The following is a 6,009-nucleotide window of genomic DNA, read 5'->3' as shown; positions in this document are numbered from 1 at the left end:
CGAGGTCCACGAACACGGCGCCGGGCAGGTGGCCCTCCCGGTAGGACTCGGCGCCGGGCGGGCCGGCGAGCCGCCAGCGGACGTCGAGGACGACGGGCCGCCCGGTGGCAGGGCCCGCCAGCGCGGCGGCGAGGTCGGTGGTGCTGATCAGCGGACGCATGCTCCCATCTTGCAGCGGCCCGGCACGGTGCGGACATATCCCCCACCGGCGAGTTGTTATCCACCAGGCCCGCCGCCGCTGCCGGTGCCAACGACTACGATGAGCAACGCGGACGAAGGGGACAGCGTGAACGATCTCATCGACACCACCGAGATGTACTTGCGTACGATCTACGAACTTGAAGAAGAGGGTGTCGTCCCGCTGCGCGCCCGCATCGCCGAGCGCCTGCAGCAGAGCGGCCCGACCGTGAGCCAGACCGTCGCCCGCATGGAGCGTGACGGGCTGGTCGTGGTCGCCGACGACCGGCACCTCCAGCTGACCGACCACGGCCGTGAACTGGCCATCGCCGTCATGCGCAAGCACCGCCTGGCCGAGCGCCTCCTCGTCGACGTGATCGGGCTCGAGTGGGAGCACGTGCACAACGAGGCGTGCCGGTGGGAGCACGTGATGAGCGAGGCCGTCGAGCGCAAGCTGGTCAAGCTGCTCGACCACCCGACCACCTCCCCGTACGGCAACCCGATCCCGGGCCTGGACAAGCTGGGCGACGGCGATCCCGCGCCGCCCGCGGAGGCCGACCTGGTCCGGCTCGACGAGTTCGCCCGCACCGGCGGCGGCCGCGTCGAGATCCGGCGGATCGCCGAGCACGTCCAGCTGGACGAGTCGCTGATGACCGAGCTCAAGTCCGTCGGCATCGTGCCGGGCGGCACGGTCACCATCGGCAAGGCCAACGGCGGCACCATCGAGGTCACCGGCGGGGACACTACCGCCCAGGTCGCCACGTCCGCGCTGCACGCCGTCCTGGCGCAGGCCAGGTGAGCCCCGCTTCGGAGGCCGTGGCGGCGTTCCGCACGGTCCACGGCACCGCGCCCACCGGCGTCTGGTCGGCGCCCGGGCGGGTCAACCTGATCGGCGAGCACACCGACTACAACGACGGCTTCGTGCTGCCGTTCGCCCTGCCGCACCGGCTGGCCGCGGCCGCGTCGCCGCGCGAGGACGGCGTGCTGTCCGTGGCCACCCTCGGCGACGACGGCCAGCTCCAGCGCTCCGGCGAGCTCAAGATCGCCGACCTGGCGCCGGGCACGGTCGACGGGTGGGCCGCGTACCCGGCGGGCGTCGCCTGGGTGCTGCGCGACCAGGGCTTCACCGCCGGCGCCGACCTGGTCATCGCCGGGGACGTACCGTCCGGGGCGGGGCTGTCCTCCTCCCACGCGCTCGAGTGCGCGGTGTCGCTGGCGTTGCTGGGCCTGGCCGGCCTGGAGCTCGGCGCCCCCGGCGACCGCGTCCCGACGCGGCCCCAGGTCGCGCGCTGGGTGCAGCGCTCGGAAAACGACTTCGTCGGCGCGCCCACCGGCCTGCTCGACCAGACGGCGTCCCTCTGCTGCACCGAGTCGCACGTGCTGTTCCTCGACGTGCGGTCGGGCGAGCAGGAGCAGGTGCCGTTCGGGCTGGCCGAGGCCGGGCTGCAGGTGCTGATCATCGACACCCGCACCAAGCACTCGCACGCCGAAGGCGGCTACGGCGAGCGCCGCCGCGGCACCGAGCGGGCGGCCGAGCTGCTCGGGGTCAAGGCGCTGCGCGACGTCACCGTCGAAGGCCTCGCCGCGGCCCTCGAGCGGCTGCCGGAAGACCTGGTGCCGCTGGTGCGGCACGTCGTCACCGAAAACCAGCGGGTGCTCGAGACGGTCGAGCTGCTGCGCGCCGGGAAGCTCGCCGAAATCGGGCCGTACCTGGACGCCTCGCACGTCAGCATGCGCGACGACTACCGGATCTCCACGGCCGAGCTGGACCTCGCGGTCGACTCGGCGCGGGAAGCCGGCGCCCTCGGCTCGCGGATGACCGGCGGCGGCTTCGGCGGCTCGGCCATCGCGCTGGTCCGCGACGCCGACCTGGGCCAGGTCAAGGCGGCCGTCGAAGCGGCGTACGAAAAGGCCGGCTACCGGCGCCCGCGGATGTTCACCGCGGTGCCCTCCCGCGGCGCCGGCCGCGACGAGGTCTGAGGCCGCGTAGGTCCGCCCTGGGCAACCCCCGGGCGGACCCGCGCGTCGCCGAGGGGGAAGACTGAAGCGAGTCATCACCCTCGGCAGGAAGGCCTGGACGTGTCGGAGCAGAGCAACGCCCTGAAGCTGGTCGTGACGGGCGGAGCCGGGTACGTCGGCAGTGTCTGCGCCGCCCGGCTGATCGAAGCCGGGCACCAGGTCACCGTGGTCGACGACCTGTCCACCGGGCACGCCGACGCGGTCCACCCGGACGCGCGGTTCATCGAAGGCGACGCCGCCGAGGTGGCGGGCAGCCTGCTGCGCGAGGGCTTCGACGGCGTGCTGCACTTCGCGGCCAAGTCGCTGGTCGGCGAGTCGATGACGGAGCCGGCGAAGTACTGGGAAGGCAACGTCGTCACGTCGCTGCGGCTGCTCGAGGCCATGCAGGAGCACGGCACGCCCCGGCTGGTGTTCTCCTCGACCGCGGCGACCTACGGCGAGCCGGAGCAGTCGCCGATCCCGGAGTCGGCGCCGACCCGGCCGACCAACACCTACGGCGCCACGAAGCTCGCCATCGACGCCGCGATCACCAGCTTCGCCACCGCGCACGGCCTGGCCGCGGTGAGCCTGCGCTACTTCAACGTCGCCGGCGCGTACGGCGCCTTCGGCGAGCGCCACGCCACGGAAACCCATCTCATCCCCCTCGTTCTCCAGGTCGCTTCGGGCGACCGTGAGCACATTTCGATCTTCGGCGACGACTACCCGACGCCGGACCACACCGCGGTGCGCGACTACATCCACGTCGTGGACCTCGCGGACGCGCACCTGCTGGCGCTGAAGCACGCGACCGCGGGCGAGCACCGCATCTACAACCTGGGCAACGGCACCGGGTTCTCCGTCCTCGAGGTGATCGAGGCCTGCCGCGAGGTCACCGGCCACGCGGTGCCGGCCGTGGTGGCCCCGCGCCGCGCGGGCGACCCGTCGGTGCTCGTGGCGGCCAGCGACCGGGCCCGGGAAGAGCTCGGCTGGAAGCCGGAGCGGACCGAGCTGGCCGGGATCGTCCGCGACGCCTGGGAGTTCACCCGGTCCCGGGGCTGAGCGGGACCGTCCACTCGCGACAGTCCGCCCGGGACGGCGGCTCACGCGGGTGGGGCGGTTCGGCGGCCGGCACGGCGATCCCGATGCCGGCCGGGTCGGCGCACGTCGCCAGGCCCAGCAGGTCTTCCGGCGGCAGGCCGCGGTCCAGCACCTTCAGCAGCAGGTCCGCCAGGATGTGGCCCGGGTCCGCGGCCAGCGCGTTCTCCAAGGCCATCCCCGCGAACGCGCCGTCGCCGCGCAGGTAGGCCGCGTAGCCCAGGAGGGCCGCGGGCTGCGCGCGTTCCGGGGCCGGGAGCTCGCGGACCAGCGTCAGCCAGAGGCGCTCCGCTTCCCGCGCCGTCGTGCCGTGGACCGGGACGGCCGTGCTGAGGCACGCGTCGCGGATCTCCGGGATCGTCAGCGCGGCCGCCAGCAGGACGGCTTGCTCGTCGCTCGGTGGTCCGGCACCGCGGCGCTGGCGGGCCAGCGCGGCCCGGATCTCCGCCACCGGGTCGAAATCGGCCGGCTCGGACAGCCGGTTCAGCAGGTCCGAGCGGCGGGCGATGGCCTCCGGGCAGCGCGGGTCGAGGAGCGCCGCCAGCTCGGCGCGGCTGTCGAACACCACCCGGCCGGCCTCGGTGGCGGCGGCCGCCGCCACCGTCGCGCGGGGGTCCGGGAGGCGGCCGCCGCAGTCCTCGTAGCAGGCCCACGGCGCGTTCGTGGTGACGCCCGGCGTCCACAGCGCGTGCAGGACCGGGAGGCCGTACTCCCCCAGCGCCGTCGCCAGGTGCTTGACGAAGCCCGCGTGCGGCGGCGGGCTGCCGGATCTTCGCCTGCCGCCGACGATCGCGACGGTGACGCCCGTGTGGCGGCCGGCCGCGAGCCGTGGGGCGAGGGCCCGCGCTTGGCGGGCGCGGTCTTCGCGCCGGGGAATGTCGGCGCGCAGGACCAGGCCCACGCGATCGCCGTCGGGAGCGCGGTGGCCGAGCAGGACGACGGACTTCGCGGGGCGGAAGCCGATCAGGTACGGGAGCGCGGCGAGGAGCAGCGCGGGGTCTCGGAGGTCGACCGGCAACCCGCCGGCCGTGGTGGCAGTGGTCATGCCTCCACCGTGGGGCACGACGGCGCCGGATGGGGCGCCGGCGGCGAATCTGTGGATGGCCGGACCCGATGTGGACGGATCCGCGCCCCGGGCCGCCGCCCCGGCCGTTTCTGTCGGTGGGGCGGGCTATCCTGCCCGGCCCCACCGACCGGCACGGGTCACCCGCAGTGCTCGAAGCCGCTCTCGTAGGTGTTGCTCCCGACCGAACCGCCCCACTTCACGCAGGTGGACCCGGCCGTCTTCTTCACCGGCCCCGCGTAGTAGGTGAAGCTGCCGGAGTCGGTCACTCGGGTCGAGCCCTGGACCTCGAGGAACGCCGAGACCGGGCTGGCCGTGCCCAGCGACGTCGCCTTCAGCGTCGTCACGCAGTTCGCCTGGGTCGAGGCGTTGTACAGCAGGTACGCCGTGCCCGAGGAGTTCGCCAGGCCCTGCTGGTCGATGACCGAGAAGCCCGAGCCGCACACCTCTTCGGCGGAGTACGGGTTGCCACCGCAGTTGTTCTTGCTCGTGAAGTTCGTGTGGCCGTAGTACGGCACGGCGACGCCGTTCAGCTTCGCCTTCTGCACCACGCCGTCGAGCCGCTCCTCGAAGTGCAGGTGCGGGCCGGTGACGCCGCCGGTCGCGCCCGCCTTGCCGATCTCCTTGCCGCCGGCCACCGACTGCCCGACCGAGACCTCCTGGGCCGACAGGTGCGCGTACCGGGTCCGCCAGCCGCCGCCGTGGTCCAGCTCGATCCACTTGCCGTAGCTGGTGCTGCCCTCGTCCGCCACGCGCGTCACCGTGCCGCCGGCCGAAGCGAGCACGGGCATCCCGGTGATGCCGTCCTTCTGGAAGTCCACGGAGTAGGCCGGGCTGTGACCGCTGAACGTCGCGGCGGTGACCGTGACGCCGCACCGGAACGGCACCTGGAAGTTCGGCGCGGCCGAGGCGGTCGCCTGGCCGGCGAGGGTGAAGCCGAGCGCGGGCAGCGCCGCGGCGGCGGCGAGCACGGCGAGCCGTCGCAACCTGGACATGGGAGAACCTCCTGACAAACGGGACGTCTTGACCCACGAAGGGAAACCCGCGTCGGTACATTTTCCGTACAAGCACCCGCGGAGGACACCCGGAATGACGACCCGACGAGCGCGGTTCCCCTCGGCGCAGGGCTGGCTGCGCTGGGCCCTCATCGCGGTGCCGATGGTCTCCGCGATGCCCCGCGCGGACGGGCTCGCCTGGGTGCTGATCGGGGTCACCCTCGCCCTGTCGGTCCCGATGCCGTGGATCCAGGACCTCGGCGCCCGGACGCCGTCGGCGGTGCTGGCGCTCGCCGTGATCGCGTCCGCGGGCGCGCTGTGGGTGGTCCTGCCCGGCAGCTGGGCGTCGGTCGCGCTGTTCAGCACGACGTTCTTCGTGGTGCTGCGGCAGTCCCCGGTGCCGATCGCGCTGGCGGTCGCGCTGAACGCCGCGCTGATCGCCACGGTCTGGGTGCTCCGCCAGGACCGCTGGGAAGCCGCCGTGTCGACGTACGCGGTCCTCTCCGTGGTCGTGCTGATGGGGCTGAACCGGCGTGCCCGCATCGCCCGCCTCGAGCAGACCGAGCTGGCGCTGGCCCGCGCGCAGACGGCCAACGAGGAGCACGCCCGCGCGGCCGCGCTGGCCGAACGCGCCCGCATCGCCCGCGAGCTGCACGACGTCCTCGCGCACTCGCTGGCCGG

6 protein-coding genes and 1 pseudogene are annotated in these 6,009 nt (G+C 73.8%); 4 read left to right on the top strand and 3 right to left on the bottom strand.

Features of this window, described 5'->3' with window-relative positions; all coding sequences use genetic code 11:
- Window positions 1-160, bottom strand: a pseudogene (locus G3I65_RS57110) (sulfurtransferase); the annotation flags it as partial.
- A 99-nt stretch (window positions 161-259) separates the two neighbouring features.
- On the opposite strand from G3I65_RS57110, the gene G3I65_RS08350 reads away from it, so the two are divergent.
- The 3 genes from G3I65_RS08350 (at window position 260) to galE (ending at window position 3,234) form a co-directional block, all read left to right on the top strand.
- Window positions 260-976, top strand: a complete 717-nt coding sequence (locus G3I65_RS08350; RefSeq protein WP_086865273.1) for a metal-dependent transcriptional regulator — start codon at window positions 260-262, stop codon at window positions 974-976.
- On the top strand, window positions 973-2,157 hold the full coding sequence (gene galK / locus G3I65_RS08345) for a galactokinase (RefSeq protein ID WP_160695579.1): 1,185 nt from the start codon (window positions 973-975) through the stop codon (window positions 2,155-2,157). The genes G3I65_RS08350 and galK overlap by 4 nt, the downstream gene beginning before the upstream one ends.
- Before the next feature lie 99 nt (window positions 2,158-2,256).
- Window positions 2,257-3,234, top strand: coding sequence for a UDP-glucose 4-epimerase GalE (galE, locus tag G3I65_RS08340; protein ID WP_160695578.1), 978 nt, complete (start codon window positions 2,257-2,259; stop codon window positions 3,232-3,234).
- On the opposite strand, the gene G3I65_RS08335 is transcribed toward galE, so the two are convergent.
- Together G3I65_RS08335 and G3I65_RS08330 are read right to left on the bottom strand one after the other, a co-directional pair.
- Window positions 3,215-4,315 carry a DUF4192 domain-containing protein gene (locus tag G3I65_RS08335; protein ID WP_160695577.1) on the bottom strand — a complete coding sequence of 367 codons (1,101 nt, stop codon included), beginning with the start codon at window positions 4,313-4,315 and terminating at the stop codon, window positions 3,215-3,217. The genes galE and G3I65_RS08335 overlap by 20 nt on opposite strands.
- A 158-nt stretch (window positions 4,316-4,473) precedes the next feature.
- The gene (locus G3I65_RS08330; RefSeq protein ID WP_160695576.1) at window positions 4,474-5,328 is read right to left on the bottom strand and encodes a M23 family metallopeptidase; all 855 of its coding nucleotides are present in this window, start codon (window positions 5,326-5,328) and stop codon (window positions 4,474-4,476) included.
- Window positions 5,329-5,422: 94 nt separating this feature from the next.
- Here G3I65_RS08330 and G3I65_RS08325 point away from each other — a divergent pair.
- The coding region (locus G3I65_RS08325) for a histidine kinase (protein WP_239070785.1) at window positions 5,423-6,009 on the top strand (587 nt) is incomplete at its 3' end.

It is taken from the genome of Amycolatopsis sp. SID8362 (genome assembly GCF_010550475.1).
GTDB classification, from domain to species: Bacteria; Actinomycetota; Actinomycetes; order Mycobacteriales; family Pseudonocardiaceae; genus Amycolatopsis; species Amycolatopsis eburnea.
This window is presented reverse-complemented; position numbering and strand designations above follow the sequence as displayed.

Excerpts from the sequence above, each read along its gene's own strand:
- G3I65_RS08330 (WP_160695576.1), bottom strand. The coding sequence starts at position 5,328 with ATGTCCAGGTTGCGACGGCTCGCCGTGCTCGCCGCCGCCGCGGCGCTG.
- G3I65_RS08335 (WP_160695577.1), bottom strand. The coding sequence starts at position 4,315 with ATGACCACTGCCACCACGGCCGGCGGGTTGCCGGTCGACCTCCGAGAC.
- G3I65_RS08350 (WP_086865273.1), top strand. The coding sequence starts at position 260 with ATGAGCAACGCGGACGAAGGGGACAGCGTGAACGATCTCATCGACACC.